This window comes from Paeniglutamicibacter sulfureus, from assembly GCF_030512175.1.
In the GTDB taxonomy this organism is placed as follows: Bacteria; Actinomycetota; Actinomycetes; order Actinomycetales; family Micrococcaceae; genus Paeniglutamicibacter; species Paeniglutamicibacter sulfureus.
The window spans coordinates 77848-95615 of sequence record NZ_JAULBL010000001.1; the positions used below are offsets into that span (position 1 = coordinate 77848).

The window sequence follows — 17768 nt, forward strand, 5'->3', positions numbered from 1 at the left end:
GGCTAGAACCTCACTCGGGGGTCGATGAGCGCGGCGATGATGTCCACGATGAAGTTGGTGAGCGCGACGATGACCGCCAGCAGGACCACGATGCCCTGCACGGCCACGAAGTCCCGGGCAGTGAGGTACTCGGCCAGCTGGAAGCCCAGGCCCTTCCACTCGAAGGTGGTCTCGGTGAGCACCGCGCCGCCGAGCAGCAGCGCGATCTGCAGGCCCATGACCGTGATGATCGGGATCAACGCGGGGCGGTAGGCGTGCTTGGTGAGCAGTCGGTATTCGGAGACCCCGCGCGAGCGGCCGGCCTCCACGTAGTCGCGGCCCAGGGTGCCGATGACGTTGGTGCGCACCAGGCGCAGGAACACCCCGGCGGTGAGCAGTCCCAGGGCGACCGCCGGCAGGATCGCGTGCTCGATGACGTCGGATGCCGCGGCCATGTTCCCGGAGCGCAGCGCGTCAAGCAGGAAGATGCCGCTGGGGTTCTGCAGCGATGTCAGGGCAAGTTCGGCGTTGATCCCGGCCCGGCCGGCAATGGGCAGCCAGCCCAGCCAGACGCCGAAGATGAGCTTGAGCAGCAGCCCGGCAAAGAACACCGGGGTGGCGTAGCAAAGGATCGCGAAGACGCGCAGGATCGCGTCGGGCCAGCGGTCGCGCAGTTTGGCCGAGAGCAGGCCGAAGGGAATGCCGATCAGCAGGGCGACGACCAGCGAGTTGAAGGCCAGCTCGGCGGTCGCGGCGCCATAGGTGGCCAGCACCTCGGTCACCGCGCGGTTGTCGGTGAGGGTCCGGCCGAAGTTGCCGGTGAACACCTGTCCGAGGTACTCGAAGTACTGGACCAGGACCGGGCGGTCATAGCCCGCGGCGGCGATGCGCTCGGCCAGCTGGTCGGGGGTCAGGCGACCGCCGAGGGCGGCGGTGATCGGGTCTCCGGTGACGCGCATCAGGAAGAACACGAGTGTCACCAGGATGAAGATGGTGGGGAAAATCAGCAGGAAGCGTGTGACGAGGTAACGTACAAAGCTGCCCCCTGCCTTGGTTGCCGTTGCTGCCGGTGTCGGTGGTGGCGACTCGGCTTCGGCGAGGTCGGTCATGATGGCCATGGATGGTGCGTCCTAGCTAGGTTGGGGCTGTGGGAGGCGGGCCTGACATGGCCCGCCCCGGCTCCCCTCCATCGAAGGGGAACCGGGGCCGGGGTGTCGGCGGAACCCGCCGGGGTGGGTGGCTACTTGGAGATGACACCCATGCGGAACTTGAACGACGGGTCGAGGGTCTTCTCGACTCCCGAGACGTTGGCTCCCGCGACGGCAACCTGGGCACCCTGCAATAGCGGAATGGTGGAAAGGTCGCCGGCGACCTTGGTCTGGATTTCCTCGATCAAGGCGGTGCGCTTGGCAGCATCGGTTTCCACACGCTGTTCGCTGATCAGCGTGTCCACTTCCTTGTTGTCATAGGCGTTTCCCAGGAAGTTGTTCTTGGCGAAGAACGGGCTCAGGTAGTTGTCGGCATCTGAGTAGTCCGGGTACCAACCGAGCTGGTAGGACGGGTAGTCGGTGACGCGCGACTTCTGGTAAGTCACCCATTCGGTGGACTGCAGGTCGACCTTGAACAGGCCGCCCTTTTCCAGCTGGCTCTTGACCAGGGCATATTCATCGCCCGAGCTGGGGCCGTAGTGGTCGGGGTTGTACTGGAGCTTGAGGTCGACCGGTGTAGTGACCCCTGCCGCCTCGAGGACCGCTTTGGCCTTGTCCAGCGACGGCTTCCCGTCTTCCCCGTACATGTCCTTGAGCGGTTCGATGGCCCCGGTGAAGCCCTGCGGCACGAAGGAGTACGCCGGCAGGTAGGTGCCCTTGTAGACACCGGTGGCAATCGCCTCGCGGTCAACCAGGTTGGCCGCCGCCTGGCGGACGGCAAGCGACTTCGCCGGGTCGGCGTCATCGGTCTTGGCACCGAACGGCATGATGTCGAAGTTGAAGACGATGTAGCGCAACTCGCCGCCCGGTCCGGTGAGGACCTTGACCTTGGAGTCCTTGCCCAGGTCCTCCACATCGGTGGGCGAAAGCGCGCGCCACGCGACATCGATATTGCCCTGCTGCACGTCGAGCTTCAGGTTGTTGGAATCCGCGTAGTACTTGATATTGGCCGCGCTGTTCGCCGGCGCCCCGAGCAGACCCTTGTAGCTTTCATAGGGCTTGAAGGAAACCAGCGAGTTCTTGGCATAGCTTTCGATCGTGTACGGACCGGCAAAGGACTTCGCGGCGACAATGTCCTCGTCGGAGGCGACCTTGTCGGCGGGGAAGGCCTCGTCGTCGACGATCGGGCCGACGGGGCTGGTGAGCACCTGCGGGAAGGTCTGGTCGTTCCCGCTCTTGAGCGTGAACACGACGGTGGTGGCATCCGGTGCCGCGACGCTGTCCAAGTTGCCAAGCAGCGAAGACGGCCCGTTGGGATCGGCGATCTTCACCTGGCGGTCAAAGGAGTGCTTGACGTCCTTCGAATCGAGGGCAGTGCCGTTGGCCCACTTCAGGTCGGCTTTGAGCTTCACGGTGTACTCGGTTGGCGTGGTGAACTCGGCCGATTCGGCAATGTCGTTCACCGGGTCCGCCGAGCCGGGTACCGAGTTGAGCAGGAACGGGAAGACCTGGTTCATGACCATGAACGAACCGTTGTCGTACGAGCCTGCCGGGTCGAGCGAGGTGACCTTGTCCGTGGTTCCCACGGTGATTGGGCCGCTGGCAGGGGCGGTTTCGCCGCCGGTGCCGGTGCTGGGTGTTTCGGCCGGACCGGTGCAACCGGTCAGGACCAAGGCGGAGATGCCGATAACGGCTGCGGCGAGTCGCAGTCCGTTTTTCTTGCGGGCCATGAGCATTCCTTTTCTGTCAGCGAGCATGCGAGGTGATAGAAAACACATGCTTCATACAGCCTAAGTGATCATCGTCACTAAGCGCCATCAACTGTCGCCCTCAGTCGTATCGAAATGAAAATGTAACCAGGCAGTCCGTTCCCTTCCGCCGCCGGCAGGCCCCACCGGCGCTTTGCCCCCGTCCGTCCCCGCTCCCCGGCGAAGTGGCCTAGGGTTAAGCACGATGATGACACGAAGAGACGCTGCGATTGCGTTGGATATCCCCATGGAAATGGCCAAGCGCCACGGCATCCCGCCGCGCCTGAGCGAGGCCGCATTCGCCGAAATGAACGCCAATCCCCCGGCTTGGCTCATCCAGTCGCGCGCCAACCGCACCGGCAAGCGCCCCGTATGGGTTCACCTGACCTGCGCCGTTTGCGGTTTCGCCGAGACCGAGCGACCCAAGAAGTGGTGGCCGGAATTCGATTTCGTGCACTGCGCCGAGCACGGCCCGGCCCAGCTCCCGCGGCTCGAAGCTGGCAAGACACGCCTGGAATACCCGGACATCACCCCGCGCATGTACGGAATCGTCGACGAGGCCAAGGCCTAGCCGCACCTTTTGCATAAAAACGTCCCGTGTTCCGTCCCGCTTCCCGTAGGGACGGAACACGGGACGTTTCGTGTGGAATGCGCCACGCGGATGGTGGGAACGTGCCCTCGAGTGCGCTTCCCCGAGCTGTGGGAACCGGGAACGAGTGCGCAGGGCCTCTGGCCCAACGGCTGCCGGTCCGAAGAGGCAACCGAAACAATCCCGCGGTTCATGGCGGTCGGCGGCGGGACCAAGCGGGAATCTGGATTCGCCGGGTTGAGGGATTGCGCGTGCACCGGAGTACGATCTTGGCCGATCGATCGAGACCGGATGGGAGCAACGCTGGGTTATTGCTCGCTGTCGATGGCCTTGGCCGTGTCTACCGTTTCCGGAGGTCCCTCGAGCCGCCGGTAGCGGACCAGCATCACACCGCTTGTGAAGGACCTCGGCGGCTCGACCACTTCGAAGCGGGTCGGGACCGTGCCTGCCGGAAAGAGCCGCTTTCCCTCCCCGATCACCACCGGGCAGACCCACAGGTTCACCCGGTCAACCAGGCCTTCGCGAAACAGGGTCTGCAGGAGGTTCGCGCTTCCCCAGGTGTGGATCTGCTCGTGCCTCTGCCGCAGGTCGCGAACCTCCTGTGCGGCATCGGAAACCTGCGTGCTGGTGGCCCAGGTCAACTGCGGCTTGCCGCGGGATGCCACGTACTTGGGCACCCGATTGAAGACGCTTCCGATCTCGTCGGTCGCGCTCGGCCAGTAGCCGCGGAAGATGTCGTAGGTCGTCCGGCCCAGCAGCAGCGCGTCGGATGCCTGCACGTCTTCTACCAGCAAGTCGGATGACTCTTGATCCCAATATGGACGTTCCCATCCGGCGTACTCGAAGTCCCCGTCTTGTTCGTTTGGGCCTCCATTGGCCTGGATCACGCCGTCAAGCGTGATGTTCATATTGACGTGTAGCTCGCCCATGATGCCGTTCCCCTGATCATTCGCACAGTGTCCGCCGGACCACCCCTGCAGCCAGTATCCGACCCGGGCCTCGAATCGACAACAGGCAGGCCCTGCTGTTATGCGTCGGGGGGGCCGCTGCGACTTTGCCATTCACATGGCCCAAGGCCAATGAGTTGCTGCGGACCAATGTTCCGCCCTTCAGGGCAGGGTGTCTTAATGTTGGTTCTTGACGTCCTGCACGGAACGCGACAGCAGGCAGAACTCATTTCCCTCGGGATCACCCAAGACGACCCAGCTGACATCCCTTCCCTGGCCCACGTCCTTCCGCTTCGCGCCAAGGGCAAGCAGGCGCTCAAGCTCCTCGGCCGTGGACACGCCATCCGCCCTCAGGTCGAAATGCAGCCGGTTCTTCACGGTCTTTCCCTCGGGCACCGCGAAAACATCGATGGAAGGCCAGGTTTCGTCTTTTGGCGCGATGCTGATTCCATCGTTGTCCTCTTCGACAATGTGCCAGTCCAAGACGGCGCACCAGAAATCCGCCACTACCCGTGGCCTGATCGCATCGATGGCAACGGCAGCTATACGACTGGACATGGGTTCACAGTAGACCAGGACGTGGTGCCATGGACAGGTCCACCAATTCTCGATTTCACTTCGGATCAAGAGCGTCCCGCATGCATCACGTGAATGATTCACCCGCGGCATCGGCCTACCGCGGACCGGGTCGACAGGTATGCGCTTTCGATCCAGGGGGCACAGGTGGTCACGGTTTGGGGACCCTATCGGACGGTTTGCGATGCGGAGGCATGGAAACTGGCAGTAGTTCCGCCGGCCTGTCTGCCTAAGACTTGATAGGCACGAGGGTGTAGAGGTCAAGCCCACATTGGTTGGCCCCAAGTTGGAAGCCGCGTCGGGTGAGCAGCTTGGCCGAAACGGTGTTGGCCGGATCCACGCGGGCAAAGAGTTCCCGGGATTTGTAGACCTCGGGAATCGTCGTCAGCGCGCCATCGAGCATGGCACCGGCAATGCCTCGACCCCAGAGTTCCGGTGACACCCAGTATCCGATCTCGATGCCCTCGTCCTTCCGAGTGGAAACCACGATGCCGACAGGTTCGTCTGCCTCCATGGCCAGGAACCAGCGCGATGCTCCCGCGAGATCGAGGGCGTCCTCCGCAAGCGCTGCACGAACACGGTCATTGATGGTTTGCCGGTCCCAGGGCCGACCGTCACCAACGAAGCGGGTCACCCGTTCGTCGGAGGCCATGCCGGCGAAAAATGCCGCATCGGACTCTTGAAATGGTTGCAGGGTAATGGGCGGAGGTTGCTGCATTGAGTCTCTTTCGCAGTTGGCGGGGACTTGGCCAACCTATCAAGGGCCCGGGATTGCGGTGCATCGCCTGGCGGGCCCCGGCATCCTGAGACTTGGCTGTTGGTCGCGGTCGGCCGGATACTCGGCGCCGACCGCGACCATGCCCCTCTAGTCTGCGATGAGTTCCACGACACGGCCCTGGTGCAGTGCCCTGTAGATATCGTCGCGCATGAGATTGGCTTCCCGAGCGGTGAGGGTGCTTTCGATCGGCCGGAGCGTAATGCGAATCAGTGCGTTCGCCTGCCCTGGTTCGATCTGCAGCCTGTCCCGTGCCGCCGCAGGCAGGTCCTCGCAGTCGGTCAGTCCAAGAAGCTCAACCGATTCAAGGTCGTCCATGCGTTCCTTCAGCGCTTGTCGGACTTCGTCGCCCAGGATCTCCTCGTCGAAGGACGTGGGGACGACGATCGAGATGTCACGCCGAATCGGGGGAAGAAGCGAGACCGGTTGCCACGGCGCCAGATCGAGCATCTGGGATCCGATGCGTTGGTCGCGGGCACGCAGGAGTCGAATGTCGGGAATGCCCTTGCGCAGCATCAGGGCCCGGTCCAGGCCCATGCCCAGGGCGAGGCCCGACCACTGTTCCGGGTCGAGTCCGGCCCCGGCGAAGAGGTGCGGCGCCATCATGCCGCACTCGGCGAGTTCCAACCATGCGCTGCCAACCATGACATCCACTTGCAGCCCCTTGGTCGTGTAGGGATGGACGGCAGGCACCGTGCGCCATCGGGCACCGGGCAAGACCGCTTCGACGAGAACGGCGATCATCGATTCAAGGTCGACCGGCCCCAGTGCCGGGGATGGAAATATCCGCCAGAGGTCCACCTGGTGGGGTGCGCCGACGTGTGTCCGGTCGATGGCGTCCCGTCGATACACCAGCCCGGGCATAACGACCAGTTCGTCCAAGGCGCCGGTTCGCGGCAGATTTCTGAGCAACGAAGGGACCGATGCCGAGGTGTGGCTCCTGAGCATCACCGTGGGGCTCACGTATCGCGAATACCGTTGGTCGCGGGTCACGGTCGACGCGGAGAAGCCCAGGTTGTCGTAGTTGTCGGCGACCGAGACCAGCGGGCTGTTTCGCACCGTCTTGGCGGCTACGCCCCAATGGCGGGTGAGAGCCGCGGTGACCTGGCCCAGCAGCTCCTGCATCGCGTATGGGCCGTGCTCGGGATTGGAGAGGTCACGCATCGTGAGAGCGCCGTGGAGTTCATCGGCGGAAAGATAAGTAGTCATGGAAAGTCCTTGGGTGGGTTTGGATCGGTGGATAATCCCCCGATCCGCTCCGCCGCCAGGACCTAGGCGCGCGCCTCAGAGCCCTCGCGACCGGCGACCGGTCGGGGGCTGATAAATCGCAGTGAGTTACGCATGTAGCCGAGGCTAGCAGGTCGCCCATTTCCGTCCAAGGAAACGGCGAGACTCATGAAAAGTGCCCACAAAATGGGGTCCGTGCCTCAATATGGAAAGTGCTCGCGAAGTCTCTGGCGCACGTCCGGATACCTTGGTGTGCAAGTTCCGTGGCCCCGGCGAGCAATACGGGGAACCTTCGACGGGGTTTTCCAACAGAGTCTGACCCATGGGCCACGTCCACTGGCCGGGCACGCGGAAGGCCCCACCGGTTGGGCTGATCCAACGGGCGAGGCCTTGCCGGCGCTGCGGTAGGGGTGACTCAGGACACCAGTGACGGGTCCCAGGCGGTGGAACGGGCCGAATCGATGGTGGCTTGGCCCAGCACGCGGGTGCCCTGGTAGATCACCATGGTCTGGCCCGGGGCAACCCCGCGCATCGGCTCGATGAGCGTGGCGACCAGGACGTTGGACCCGTCTTCCTGCGGCTCGACGCGGGCGCGGGCATCGACGGGGTCCCCATGCGCACGCACCTGGACCATGCAGTCGAACTCGGTGCCGGCCTCGGCATCTTTGATGGGCAGCCCGGCCCAGGAGATCCTGATGCCACGCAGCTCGTCGACGGCCAGCAGGGCCTCGGGGCCAACGATGACCTTGTTTTCCTTCGGGCGGATCTCCAGCACGAAGCGCGGCTTGCCATCGGCCGCCGGCGTGCCGAGCTTCAGGCCCTTGCGCTGGCCGACGGTGAAGGCGTGGGCGCCCTCGTGCTCGCCTAGGGCCTTGCCCTCCTGGTCCACGATCTCGCCCTTGGTCATGTCAATGCGCTCGGCGAGCCAACCGCGGGTGTCCCCGTCGGGGATGAAACAGATGTCGTGGCTGTCGGGCTTGTTCGCCACCGAGAGCCCGCGGGCCTCGGCCTCGGCGCGGACCTCGGCCTTGGAGGGGGTCTCGGCCAGCGGGAAGATGCAGTGCTCCAGCTGCTCGTGGGTGAGCACGCCCAGCACGTAGGACTGGTCCTTGGCCCAGTCGGCGGCGCGGTGCAGCTCCGGGTTGCCTTCCTCGTCGCGGATCACCTTGGCGTAGTGCCCGGTGCAGACAGCGTCGAAGCCCAGCGCGATGGCCTTTTCCAGCAGCGCGGCGAACTTGATGCGCTCGTTGCAGCGCATGCAGGGGTTGGGGGTGCGTCCTGCCTCGTACTCGGCGATGAAGTCGTCGACCACGTCTTCCTTGAAGCGCTCGGAGAAGTCCCAGACGTAGTAGGGGATGCCGAGCACGTCGCAGGCACGCCAGGCGTCGTTGGAGTCCTCGACGGTGCAGCAGCCGCGGCTACCGGTGCGCAGGGTCCCGGGCATACGGCTCAGGGCCAGGTGCACGCCGACGACCTCGTGGCCGGCCTCGACGGCGCGTGCCGCCGCGACCGCGGAGTCGACCCCGCCGCTCATTGCTGCCAAAACCTTCATCGTGTAAACCCTGTCCCTGCCGTTTGGATGCTGCTGACTTGTGCGGCCATGCCGGCCTTTTTTGCCCGTGCATAGGCCTCGGGCAATGCCGCCACCAACTTCTCAACGTCGGAAGCGCTCGTTGTATGCCCGAGAGTGAAGCGTTGTGCGCCACGTGCCGTCGCTTCGTCCCGCCCCATGGCCAAGAGCACGTGGGAGGGTCGCGGCACCCCGGCGGTGCACGCGGAGCCGGTGGAGGAATGGATCCCGAGCATGTCCAGCACGAAGAGCAGCGAGTCTCCCTCGCAGCCCGGGAAGGTGAAGTGCGCGTTGCCCGGCAAGCGGGTGCCCGCGTGTCCGGGATCCGCGGTGCCGTTGAACACGGCCCCGGGAACCAGCCTGGATACCCCGTCGATGAGGGCGTCGCGCAGCGTGGCCAGGCGCTCTGCTTCGGTCGCCAGGTTGGCTGCGGCATGCATGGCTGCGGCGGCGAACCCGGCCGCGGCCGCGGCGTTCAGCGTGCCGGAGCGCAGCGCGCGTTCGTGCCCGCCGCCGTGCTGCACGGGGGTGAGCACCACGTCGCGTCGCACGAAGAGTGCGCCGATTCCCACCGGCCCGCCGATCTTGTGCCCGGAGACCGCCATCGTGGCCAGCCCGGAGTCGGCGAAGCGGGTCGGCACGGAGGTGAAGGCCTGGACCGCGTCCGAGTGCACGGGGATGCCGTGGGCGTCGGCGAGCGCAACCACCTTGGCCACGGGCTGCACGCTGCCGACCTCGTTGTTGGCCCACATGAGGGTGATGAGGGCAATGTCGTGGGGGTTCTTCGCGATTTCGCCTTCGAGGGCGTTGAGGTCGATGACCCCGTCGGTGTCCACGTTCAGCCAGGTGACGTCCGCCCCCTCGTGGGCTTGGAGCCATTCCACGGTGTCCAGCACCGCGTGGTGCTCGATCACGGAGCAGAGGATGCGCTTGCGTGCCGGGTCGGCGGCGTTGCGGTTCCAGAACAGGCCCTTGAGTGCGAGGTTGTCCGATTCGGTGCCGCCGGAGGTGAAGACGACCTCCGAGGGGTGGGCCCCGGCCGCGGCGGCCAGCTGCTCGCGGGCTTCCTCGGTGACGCGGTGGGCGCGGCGGCCGGCGCCGTGCAGCGAGGAGGGGTTGCCGGTCTGCGCCAACTCATGGGTCATGGCGGCGAGCGCTGGGCCGGACATGGGTGTCGTGGCTGCGTGGTCTAGGTAAATGGGGCTCGTGGACACCGAACAATTCTAGCCCTGTTGCCGGTCTCCGGGGCGGAGTGATTCCTCACAGCGCCCCCGCATCCCCCTCCCACGCGCCCACAGGGGGCTAGTTGCCTTCCCCCTGGAAGTACTCCCCCGCCAGTTCCTCGGGATCGAAGGGTTCGTCATCCGCCGCCGGCAGCTCGTTGCGGGTGTCTCCGGCCGCATCGAGCCGGGAGTCGGCGTCGACTTCCCAGGCCTCGATGCCGGCGCAGCCCAGCAGGGCGTCGATGAGCCCGCGGCTGCCGCCGACGATGGTGGAATCCTCGTAAAGCTCGGTGGACATCAGCCAGGCGCGGTCTTGGGGCCAGGCGAGGTTAGGCGACTGGCGCTGTTCACCCAGGGAGGTCCGTGCCCACAGTGGGCTGGCCAGGTCTTCCGCATCGCCGCGGAAAACGTAGAAGGAGCGGTAGCCGGAACCGATCTGCAAGGTCGGCGCGTTCCTGACCTCTTCGGAAAATGCCGGTGCCTTGGCACGGGCGGCAAGTTCCTCGGCGCGCCTTGCGTTTTCTTCCTCGGTGAGGGCGGGGTCGTTCTCGATCACTACCTCGACCTGGTCGCCGCCGTGGATGAACGCCAGCCCGTTCCAGAGCGCCAGGTGGATCTCGCCAGGGGTTCCGGTGTGCGCCGCCAGCAGCGGGGCGATGGCGCGCAGCTCGGCGGCACCCAGCCCGTCCCAGCCGGGGGCTTCTCCCTCCCAGGAGTCTTCTGCCAGTGGCACCCCGTCCTCGCCGATCCCGGAGAGCGCGGCGAACTGCGCCAAGGCGTGCATGGTGCTGCCGCGCCGTTTGGCGATCTCATCCCAGCGCACGGGCTGCCCGTCGGTCCCCATGGCCGGGTGGAAGATCCGTGCATAGGCGGCAAAGCCGCGGGGCACCTGCCCGGCAACCAGGTTTGCCGTGTCTGCGTCCCGGCCTTGTTCCTGCAGGGCCTGCACTATCCATGCGCCGGCATCGGGGGCGACGAAGTTCAAAGTCATTCATACAGGGTACCCAAGCCCGCGCCCGCGGTGCGCCGTGCCGTCCGGCCGTGGAGCCTTGCAATGGGCTTCATCCTCCCCAAAGCTTCTAAAACTGGTAAGAATGGTCTAACAGATCATTGCTAGGAGCCCGCATGAGCATGTACCTACCCGCACTTCGCCACCCGGTCCACCGCTTTGCGCACCGCAGTATTGATTTCAGCGCGCGGGTCGCGTTGATGGCGATTATCAACCGCACGCCCGACAGTTTCTATGATTCCGGGGCCACCTTCGCCCTGGGCTCCGCGGTGGACGCTGCGCTGGAAGCGGTGGACGCCGGGGCCGACTGGATCGACATCGGCGGGGTGCCCTTCTCTCCCGGGCCCGCGCTGTCTTGGCAGGAAGAGGCCCAGCGGATCGTCCCCGTCATCCGGGCGGTTCGGGCGCAAAGCGACGTGATCATCTCAGCCGACACGTTCCTGCCCGAGGTCGCTTCCGCCGCCATGGCCGCGGGAGCCGACGTCATCAACGACACCACCGGGCTGAGCGACCCGCAGCTCGGGCGCGTCGTGGCCGAGGCCGGGGCGCACCTGGTCATCACGCATTCGCTCGCCGCACCGCGCACCATCTACCCGCGCCCCACCTACGACGACGTGGTCGCGGAGGTCACGGGGTACCTGCGTCGGAAGGTCGACTTCGCACTCTCCCTGGGGATCGCCGAGGAGAAGATCATCGTGGATCCCGGCCACGACCTGAACAAGAACACGCTCCACACCCTGGCCATCACCGCCGGGTTCGAGGCCATCGCCGCACTGGGCTACCCGAGCCTCGCTGCGGTCTCCAACAAGGACTTCATCGGCGAAACCCTGGATGTGCCCAAGTCCGAACGCACCGCCGGCTCGATGGCGGCGGCCAGCATGTGCATCATGAACGGGGCACGGATCATCCGCATGCACAACATCCCCGAATCGGTCTCCACCATCCGGATGCTCGAGGCGGCCATGGGGTGGCGCGAGCCGGCGTACCTGGTGCACAACATGGGCGAGGTCAATCCCCCGGCGCACCCCGGTGCCCCGTCCGGTTCCCCGGTTCCTGATGACCACTCCGTCCGCAGAACCGCCCGGGAAGGTTCCTGATGCGGCGCCTGCTCCCCGACCCCGCCCCGGACCTCGACGACACGGCCCTGCTCGAGTCCTACGCGCCGCCGGGCTCGGGGGATCCCTTCGTCCGCTTCAACTTCATCTCCTCGATCGACGGTGCGGCAACGCTCGGCGGCCTTTCCGGTGACCTGGGCACGGATGCCGACAAGCGCGTGTTCATGCTGCTGCGCCGGGTGGCCGATGTCATTTTGGTGGGTGCGGGGACGGTGCGGGCCGAGGGCTACGACGGCGAGTTGCTCGATGCCCCCTCGCGCGCCTGGCGCCTGGAGCGCGGCATGCCCGAGCGCCCGTTGCTGGCGGTGGTCTCCGGGCACCTGGACCTGGATCCCGGGAGCGAACTGTTCACCACGAACCCCGGCAAGATCCTGCTCCTCACCTCGGGCGCCGCGGATCCGGAGCGGGCGGCGGCCCTGGGCGCGGTGGCGGAGGTCATCGCTTCCGCGGAACCGGGGCCTGCCATCGACCCGCGGTGGATCATCCGGACGCTGCATGGCAAGGGCCTGCGCATGATCCATTCCGAGGGCGGGCCCACGCTCCTTGGCGACTTCCAGCGGGCCGATGCGGTGGACAGCCTCTGCGTGACTTTCTCCCCGCTGCTGGTGGGCGGGGATTCGCGCCGGATTGCCCGCGGCACCCCCACGGATGTGTCCCGCGAGATGTCCCTGCACCTTCTGCTCGAGGAGGATAGCGGCCTGCTGGCCGAATACCGGCGGGCGCACGTGAGCGGTCCTGCAGGGCAAACGTCCATCGGCAACCGGTAAGATCGCTTGAGCAACATCGCGCATCGATGCCTGCATTCCCGATCCGAAAGGCAGCCACGTGGCCCAGCGGAAAACCCATTACGAGGTCCTGGGCGTTGCCCCCACCGCCAGCGCCACCGAGATCAAGTCCGCCTACCGCAAGGCTGCCCGCCTGACCCATCCGGACCACGGCGGAGACGCCCGGGACTTCGCCGCCGTGACGCTGGCCTACGAAACGCTGATCGACCCCGCTGCCCGCACCCGCTATGACCGCAGCTACGGCACCGAATCAAGCTACCGGCGCGGCAAGGCGCCAGCCCCCGAGGCCGGCGGAAGCCCGTCCGACGGCGGCTCGATGCGTTTTGGGACCGGCAATGCCCGCCCCTCGGCCACCGACGCCACGACCTACCTCCCGGCGCTCGATGTCCCCGGTGCCATTGACCGGGAAACCTCGGTCCGCCAGGTGCATGGCACCCCGCGCAAGCGCGGGATCTTCGGTGCCCAGGCCCGGCTGGCGCGGGAGAACCGCACGGTCCAACTGCTGGTCCGCAGGGTGCTGCCGTCGCTGCCCTCCACGCGTCTGGTCAACGGGCTGCATGCCCCGGGCGGGGGCTACATCGACCACGTCCTGCTGGGCGGCTACCGGCTGGCGCTGATCCACTCCATGATGTTGCCCAAGGGCGTCTACCGCTGGGACGGTGCCTCGCTGCTGCGCGACGGCAAGCACATCGACCCGCCGCGCATTGCTCCGCTGGTGCACGAGATGCAGCGCCTCTTCCCCGAGCTGAACGTCACCGGCTGGACGGTCATCCTGTCCCCGGACGGAAACCTGCACGAACCTGTCATCGACTATGCCCGCGGCGCCGAACCCGGCCCCATCAACGCGCTGAATGTCGTCAACGCCATCAACCTGGTGCGGGAAATGAAGATGTTCCTGGGCACCGGGCCCGCCCCGCATGTGGTGGATCGCACCATTTTGGCGCGCCTGCTGGGCGGAATGTACTAACCACGCGGCACAGCTGCCCGCCCGGGCGGACCGCGGGCCGCGCCATGGACCGGGCCCCTGCGGGCGTCGAGGCCCCGGCACCGTAAACTGGGGGGCGTGTTCCGAATCCTTTTTTACACTCCCGAAATTCCCGGCAATACCGGCAATGCCATCCGCCTGGCCGCCGTCACCGGCGCGCAGCTGCACCTCGTCGAGCCGTTGGGCTTCGACTTCGAGGACTCCAAGCTGCGCCGCGCGGGCCTCGATTACCACGACCTGGCAGTGGTCACCGTCCACAAGGACCTCGAATCGGCGTGGGCGGCGCTGGCCCCCACACGCGTCTTCGCCTTCACCTCCGAGGGAGAGACCATGTACACGGATGTGGCCTACGAGCCGGGCGACGTGTTGCTCTTCGGCCCCGAATCCGTCGGCCTGCCCACCGTGGTGAAGCAGGACGCGCATGTGACCGCCACGGTGCGCCTGCCCATGCTGGAGGCCCGCCGCTCGCTGAACCTGGCCAACTCCGCCTCGATCGCGCTGTACGAGGCCTGGCGACAGCACGGCTTCGCCGGCACCGGCACCGGCACGCGCTAGGCGCCCGGTGCATGCGGCCGGTCTCCGGCCGGCACACACTAAACACCTAGGCTTCTCGCCTATGCTTACACGTGGCATTCCCCGGCCACCCCAACTCGATTTCCGAAGGACGGCAACTCATGACCGGCACCGATCCCGCCACCCCCGCGCACCGCGGCGACGAGAACGAAGAGGACCTCGGCATGGATCTGGTGGACCAGGTGTCCACCGATGCCGAGCGCCCGGCCCGACGCCCGCTCAAGAGGTGGGTGCTCGTGGTTGCAGGCCTGGCAGTGCTCCTGATCGGCCTCATCGCGGGCCTGTCGACCCTGGTCCCGACCAACTACGTCTCCAAGGTCGAGCGAGCCTCCGACCAGGTCGTCGTCCAGGCGGAGCTGGAAGGCGGCGGGAACGCGGTGCTCACCACCTCGGCGAAGGCCGATGCAGGCATGATCGAGCTCACCGGCCTGCCGGACGTGGGCTCGAGCGAGACCTACTCGGTGTGGCTCATCGAGGCCTCCACCGACAGGCCCACCCTGCTGGCCAACGTCGTTCCCGGGGAGGAACCGGCGCAGGAGGGATTCAACGGCGTCGAGAAGATCGCCTCCGTCATGGTCTCGCTGGAGCCCGCCGATGGCAGCAGCACCGCCCCAAGCTCCGCGCCGCTTGCCGTGCTTGACCTTCCCGAGCCGAAGTAGCGATTCATCGGCGCACCGGCGCCGCAGACGACGGTGGGCCGTCTTCCCCTACGCGGGGAAGACGGCCCACTGTGCTCTGGTCCGATGAACGCTAGAAACCGGCGATGGTGTCGGCCGCGTTGACCGCCACCACGTGGAAGGCCTCCGCCAGGGCGCCGGGGGCCAGGCCCGCCTTGGCTCCCTGGTCCGCGCTCTGGGCCCGCACATAGCGTTCCATGGCCGGCACGTCGGGGTGCTGGCTCAGGTGCTGGCGAAGCGCGGAGAGCTTGAGGTCGAACACCTGGGTGATCTCCACCCGGTGGTTCTCCCTTTCCGCCGGTGCCCCGTAGAGCCAGAGCCACGGCAGCTTGTACGCCTCGAGCCCGGCCTCCAGCAGCTCCGGGTAGGAGAAGGGGTTCTCCACCGCCGGGTAGATCGCGCGGGTCACCGCCTCGCCGCAGGCCAGGTGGTCAGGGTGCGAGCGCTGGATCCGCTCCCAGTTGCGTTCCGGGTGCATGGCCACCACCACGTCGGGGCGCAGCGTGCGGATCAGCTTGACCACCTGTTGCATGACCCGGTGGTTGGGTTCCAGGAAGCCGTCGGCCTCCCCCAGGAAATGCACGGTTTGAACGCCCACCAGCGCGGCGGCCGCGCGCTGCTCGGCGTGCCGGGTGGCGGTGATCTCCGCCGCGGTTCGCGTATCGAATCCCCCGGCGTCACCGTCGGTCATGATGCAGTATTCGACCTGCACGCCGGCAGCGGTCCAGGCCGCCACGGTGCCCGAGGCCCCGAAGTCCAGGTCGTCGGGGTGCGCGCCGAAGCACAGCACCCGGTTGACCGGCTCCGTCTCCGGGTCAAAGATGCCCACGCCCGCTAGCCCTTGCGCCGGCGGATCTCGGCGGCTGCCTGCGGCAGCACCGTGGCAAGGTCCCCCACGATTCCCAGGTCCGCGATCTCGAAGACCGGGGCGTCGGGGTCCTTGTTGATCGCGATGATGGTCTTGGCCGTCTGCATGCCTGCCTTTTGCTGGATGGCCCCGGAGATCCCGGCGGAGATGTACAACTGCGGGGAGACAGTGGTGCCGGTCTGCCCGACCTGCGCCGAGTGGTCGATCCAGCCGGCGTCGGTGGCGGCGCGCGAGGCGCCGACCGCCGCGCCCAGCGCATCGGCCAGGTCCTCGACGGGACCGAAATCCCCGTCGACGCCGCGGCCCCCTGCCACCACGAAGCGGGCCTCGGAGAGCTCCGGGCGCCCGGTGGCGGTGTGCGGTGCGGTGGCGGTGATGCGGGCAGCCGGAGCCGTGTCGCCGATTTCGAGTTCGTGCACCGGCGCGGTTGTGCCGCCGGCGGGCGTCGCCTCGGGCACCTCGATGCTGTTGGCCTTCAGCGTGATCAGTGCCGGCCCGCGGGTGGCCTGTGCCTTTACGGTCCAGCTGCCGGCGAGCACCGGCTTGGTCACGGTCAGCTCGGCGTCCACGTCGATGGCGTCGGTGATGACTCCGGCGTCCAGGCGCACCGCAGTCCGGGCGGCGATTTCACGTCCCTCGACGCTGTTGGGCAACAGCACCGCCGAGGCGCCCGATGCGCGCACCGCTGCCTCCAGCAGCGAAACGGCGGGGGCGATGAGCCCGTCGGCGTCCAGGCCGCCGGCAGCGGCATAGAAAGCGGTGGCGCCGGCTGCGCCAAGCCCCGCCAGTGCCGCGTCGTCGGCCGGGCCGCCGAGCACCGCGCTTGCATCGCCCAGCCGGGCCGCCAGCGCCAGCAGCTCGCGCTGGCCCTTGGACGGCGTGCCGGCGGGGGCGTGGATGTAAACCAATATCTTCATCATGCGTGTATCCCCTTGGGTAGGTGCTAGATCAGCTTGGCGTCGGCAAGGAAGTCAACCAGCGCGATGCCGGCCTGGCCGGAGTCGGTGATGATTTCGCCGGCGGCGCGCGGCGGGCGCGGATCGGCGCCCAGGACGCGGGTCGCGGACCCGGCGGCGCCCACTGCCGATTCGGCCAGGCCCAACTCGGCGAGCGTGAGCGTGGTGACCTTCTTCTTCTTGGCTGCCAGGATCCCGCGGAAATTCGGGTAGCGCGGCTCGTTGGCCTGGTCGGTGACCGAGAGCAGCACCGGCAGCCCGGCTTCCAGGGTCTGTGCCCCGTCCTCGCCCTCGCGCACCGCAGTAACCGTGTTGGATCCGGGGTCGAGCTCGACCTTGGACAGGTTGGTCAGCTGCGCAATGCCCAGGCGTTCGGCCAGTTGCGCCGGCACGAGCGAGGTTTCCGCATCGGTGGAGGCCATGCCGGTCAGCACCACGTCGAAGCCGCCCAGCTGCTTGATGGCCGTGGCCAGCACCAGGGACGTGGCCCCGGCGTCGGAGCCCGCCAGCGCTGGATCGGAAATATGCACACCCTTCGCGGCACCCATCTGCAGGGACTTCTTCACGGCGTTCGCCGCAGCGTCCGGGCCCATCGTCATCGCGGTGACGGTGTTGCCGGCCTTGTCCCCGCCGCGGGACTCGGACAGCGCCAGGGCGGCCTCGATGGCGTACTCGTCGAGTTCCGACAGGACGGAATCCTTGCGGTCCAGTCGGTTGCCCGGACCTGTCAGCTGGCGCTCGAATTGGACATCTGGCACGTGTTTGACCAACACGAGAATGTTCAAGGGCGTGCCGGTGTTCTGGCTCATTGCTGCCTTTCTGAAAACGTGGACAGATCTGGGGGGAAACGGCGGCCGGTGCTCACCGGCTTCCGCCAAAGGCGGGCGGGACCGGCCCTTCCCCTCGTATATCGTATCGGTGCCTGGCACCGCCCGATGGCATTGCCCGGGCCCCGGGAGCTGCCCGTTCCCGGCCCCGACGCACCAAACGCGGCGTGCCTGCAGGAAGGGGGTGTGGT

The 17768-nt window shown here is 66.9% G+C and carries 18 protein-coding genes; 6 read left to right on the forward strand and 12 right to left on the reverse strand.

What is annotated here, in order from left to right; genetic code table 11:
* Nucleotides 1–2: 2 nt before the first annotated feature.
* Together Q2T94_RS00325 and Q2T94_RS00330 are read right to left on the reverse strand one after the other, a co-directional pair.
* Entirely contained in the window at nucleotides 3–1088 is a 1086-nt protein-coding gene (locus tag Q2T94_RS00325; protein ID WP_372342938.1) for an ABC transporter permease, read from the reverse strand.
* A 131-nt stretch (nucleotides 1089–1219) separates the two neighbouring features.
* Nucleotides 1220–2857: an ABC transporter substrate-binding protein gene (locus tag Q2T94_RS00330; protein ID WP_302262465.1), complete on the reverse strand. Its 1638-nt coding sequence runs from the start codon at nucleotides 2855–2857 to the stop codon at nucleotides 1220–1222.
* Nucleotides 2858–3080: 223 nt separating this feature from the next.
* On the opposite strand from Q2T94_RS00330, the gene Q2T94_RS00335 reads away from it, so the two are divergent.
* On the forward strand, nucleotides 3081–3446 hold the full coding sequence (locus Q2T94_RS00335) for a hypothetical protein (RefSeq protein WP_264270715.1): 366 nt from the start codon (nucleotides 3081–3083) through the stop codon (nucleotides 3444–3446).
* 326 nt (nucleotides 3447–3772) lie between these two features.
* Here Q2T94_RS00335 and Q2T94_RS00340 read toward each other — a convergent pair whose 3' ends face one another.
* From Q2T94_RS00340 to Q2T94_RS00370, 7 genes are all read right to left on the reverse strand, one after another.
* On the reverse strand, nucleotides 3773–4393 hold the full coding sequence (locus Q2T94_RS00340; RefSeq protein ID WP_264270716.1) for a dihydrofolate reductase family protein: 621 nt from the start codon (nucleotides 4391–4393) through the stop codon (nucleotides 3773–3775).
* 195 nt (nucleotides 4394–4588) lie between these two features.
* Nucleotides 4589–4969, reverse strand: coding sequence for a VOC family protein (locus Q2T94_RS00345; protein ID WP_302262466.1), 381 nt, complete (start codon nucleotides 4967–4969; stop codon nucleotides 4589–4591).
* 247 nt (nucleotides 4970–5216) lie between these two features.
* On the reverse strand, nucleotides 5217–5705 hold the full coding sequence (locus Q2T94_RS00350; protein WP_302262467.1) for a GNAT family N-acetyltransferase: 489 nt from the start codon (nucleotides 5703–5705) through the stop codon (nucleotides 5217–5219).
* Nucleotides 5706–5852: 147 nt separating this feature from the next.
* Complete coding sequence (gene srmL, locus Q2T94_RS00355; RefSeq protein ID WP_302262468.1) at nucleotides 5853–6971, reverse strand: PheS-related mystery ligase SrmL; 1119 nt, start codon at nucleotides 6969–6971, stop codon at nucleotides 5853–5855.
* Between the two features lie 433 nt (nucleotides 6972–7404).
* Nucleotides 7405–8541 (reverse strand): tRNA 2-thiouridine(34) synthase MnmA, encoded by a 1137-nt coding sequence (gene mnmA / locus Q2T94_RS00360; RefSeq protein ID WP_264270721.1) that lies wholly within the window; start codon nucleotides 8539–8541, stop codon nucleotides 7405–7407.
* Entirely contained in the window at nucleotides 8538–9773 is a 1236-nt protein-coding gene (locus Q2T94_RS00365; protein ID WP_302262469.1) for a cysteine desulfurase family protein, read from the reverse strand. Before Q2T94_RS00365 ends, mnmA begins: the two co-directional genes overlap by 4 nt.
* Before the next feature lie 88 nt (nucleotides 9774–9861).
* The gene (locus tag Q2T94_RS00370) at nucleotides 9862–10773 is read right to left on the reverse strand and encodes a hypothetical protein (RefSeq protein WP_302262470.1); all 912 of its coding nucleotides are present in this window, start codon (nucleotides 10771–10773) and stop codon (nucleotides 9862–9864) included.
* 134 nt (nucleotides 10774–10907) lie between these two features.
* Between Q2T94_RS00370 and folP the strand changes: the two genes are divergently transcribed.
* The 5 genes from folP to Q2T94_RS00395 all read left to right on the forward strand — a co-directional run bounded on the left by folP (nucleotide 10908) and on the right by Q2T94_RS00395 (nucleotide 14908).
* The gene (folP, locus tag Q2T94_RS00375; RefSeq protein WP_302262471.1) at nucleotides 10908–11888 is read left to right on the forward strand and encodes a dihydropteroate synthase; all 981 of its coding nucleotides are present in this window, start codon (nucleotides 10908–10910) and stop codon (nucleotides 11886–11888) included.
* A complete protein-coding gene (locus tag Q2T94_RS00380) occupies nucleotides 11888–12673 on the forward strand; it encodes a pyrimidine reductase family protein (RefSeq protein WP_302262472.1) in 786 nt (261 codons plus the stop codon). The genes folP and Q2T94_RS00380 overlap by 1 nt, the downstream gene beginning before the upstream one ends.
* A gap of 58 nt (nucleotides 12674–12731) precedes the next feature.
* Nucleotides 12732–13658, forward strand: coding sequence for a J domain-containing protein (locus Q2T94_RS00385; protein WP_302262473.1), 927 nt, complete (start codon nucleotides 12732–12734; stop codon nucleotides 13656–13658).
* A 96-nt stretch (nucleotides 13659–13754) separates the two neighbouring features.
* Nucleotides 13755–14231, forward strand: coding sequence for a tRNA (cytidine(34)-2'-O)-methyltransferase (locus Q2T94_RS00390; RefSeq protein WP_302262474.1), 477 nt, complete (start codon nucleotides 13755–13757; stop codon nucleotides 14229–14231).
* Between the two features lie 119 nt (nucleotides 14232–14350).
* Entirely contained in the window at nucleotides 14351–14908 is a 558-nt protein-coding gene (locus Q2T94_RS00395) for an anti-sigma factor (protein ID WP_264270728.1), read from the forward strand.
* Nucleotides 14909–14999: 91 nt separating this feature from the next.
* Here Q2T94_RS00395 and Q2T94_RS00400 read toward each other — a convergent pair whose 3' ends face one another.
* From Q2T94_RS00400 to Q2T94_RS00410, 3 genes are read right to left on the reverse strand one after another with little or no spacing between them, the layout of a single operon-like run.
* Nucleotides 15000–15755, reverse strand: a complete 756-nt coding sequence (locus tag Q2T94_RS00400) for a PIG-L deacetylase family protein (protein ID WP_264270729.1) — start codon at nucleotides 15753–15755, stop codon at nucleotides 15000–15002.
* A 5-nt stretch (nucleotides 15756–15760) separates the two neighbouring features.
* Nucleotides 15761–16714: an electron transfer flavoprotein subunit alpha/FixB family protein gene (locus tag Q2T94_RS00405; protein ID WP_302262475.1), complete on the reverse strand. Its 954-nt coding sequence runs from the start codon at nucleotides 16712–16714 to the stop codon at nucleotides 15761–15763.
* A gap of 23 nt (nucleotides 16715–16737) precedes the next feature.
* Complete coding sequence (locus tag Q2T94_RS00410) at nucleotides 16738–17559, reverse strand: electron transfer flavoprotein subunit beta/FixA family protein (protein WP_302262476.1); 822 nt, start codon at nucleotides 17557–17559, stop codon at nucleotides 16738–16740.
* Nucleotides 17560–17768 lie beyond the last annotated feature (209 nt).

Bases quoted from the DNA above. Each gene is read 5' to 3' on its own strand.
- Q2T94_RS00350 (WP_302262467.1), bottom strand. From the start codon at position 5,705: ATGCAGCAACCTCCGCCCATTACCCTGCAACCATTTCAAGAGTCCGAT.
- mnmA (WP_264270721.1), bottom strand. From the start codon at position 8,541: ATGAAGGTTTTGGCAGCAATGAGCGGCGGGGTCGACTCCGCGGTCGCG.
- Q2T94_RS00410 (WP_302262476.1), bottom strand. From the start codon at position 17,559: ATGAGCCAGAACACCGGCACGCCCTTGAACATTCTCGTGTTGGTCAAA.
- Q2T94_RS00380 (WP_302262472.1), top strand. From the start codon at position 11,888: ATGCGGCGCCTGCTCCCCGACCCCGCCCCGGACCTCGACGACACGGCC.
- Q2T94_RS00330 (WP_302262465.1), bottom strand. From the start codon at position 2,857: ATGGCCCGCAAGAAAAACGGACTGCGACTCGCCGCAGCCGTTATCGGC.
- folP (WP_302262471.1), top strand. From the start codon at position 10,908: ATGAGCATGTACCTACCCGCACTTCGCCACCCGGTCCACCGCTTTGCG.
- Q2T94_RS00405 (WP_302262475.1), bottom strand. From the start codon at position 16,714: ATGATGAAGATATTGGTTTACATCCACGCCCCCGCCGGCACGCCGTCC.
- Q2T94_RS00395 (WP_264270728.1), top strand. From the start codon at position 14,351: ATGACCGGCACCGATCCCGCCACCCCCGCGCACCGCGGCGACGAGAAC.
- srmL (WP_302262468.1), bottom strand. From the start codon at position 6,971: ATGACTACTTATCTTTCCGCCGATGAACTCCACGGCGCTCTCACGATG.
- Q2T94_RS00340 (WP_264270716.1), bottom strand. From the start codon at position 4,393: ATGGGCGAGCTACACGTCAATATGAACATCACGCTTGACGGCGTGATC.
- Q2T94_RS00370 (WP_302262470.1), bottom strand. From the start codon at position 10,773: ATGACTTTGAACTTCGTCGCCCCCGATGCCGGCGCATGGATAGTGCAG.
- Q2T94_RS00345 (WP_302262466.1), bottom strand. From the start codon at position 4,969: ATGTCCAGTCGTATAGCTGCCGTTGCCATCGATGCGATCAGGCCACGG.
- Q2T94_RS00335 (WP_264270715.1), top strand. From the start codon at position 3,081: ATGATGACACGAAGAGACGCTGCGATTGCGTTGGATATCCCCATGGAA.
- Q2T94_RS00325 (WP_372342938.1), bottom strand. From the start codon at position 1,088: ATGACCGACCTCGCCGAAGCCGAGTCGCCACCACCGACACCGGCAGCA.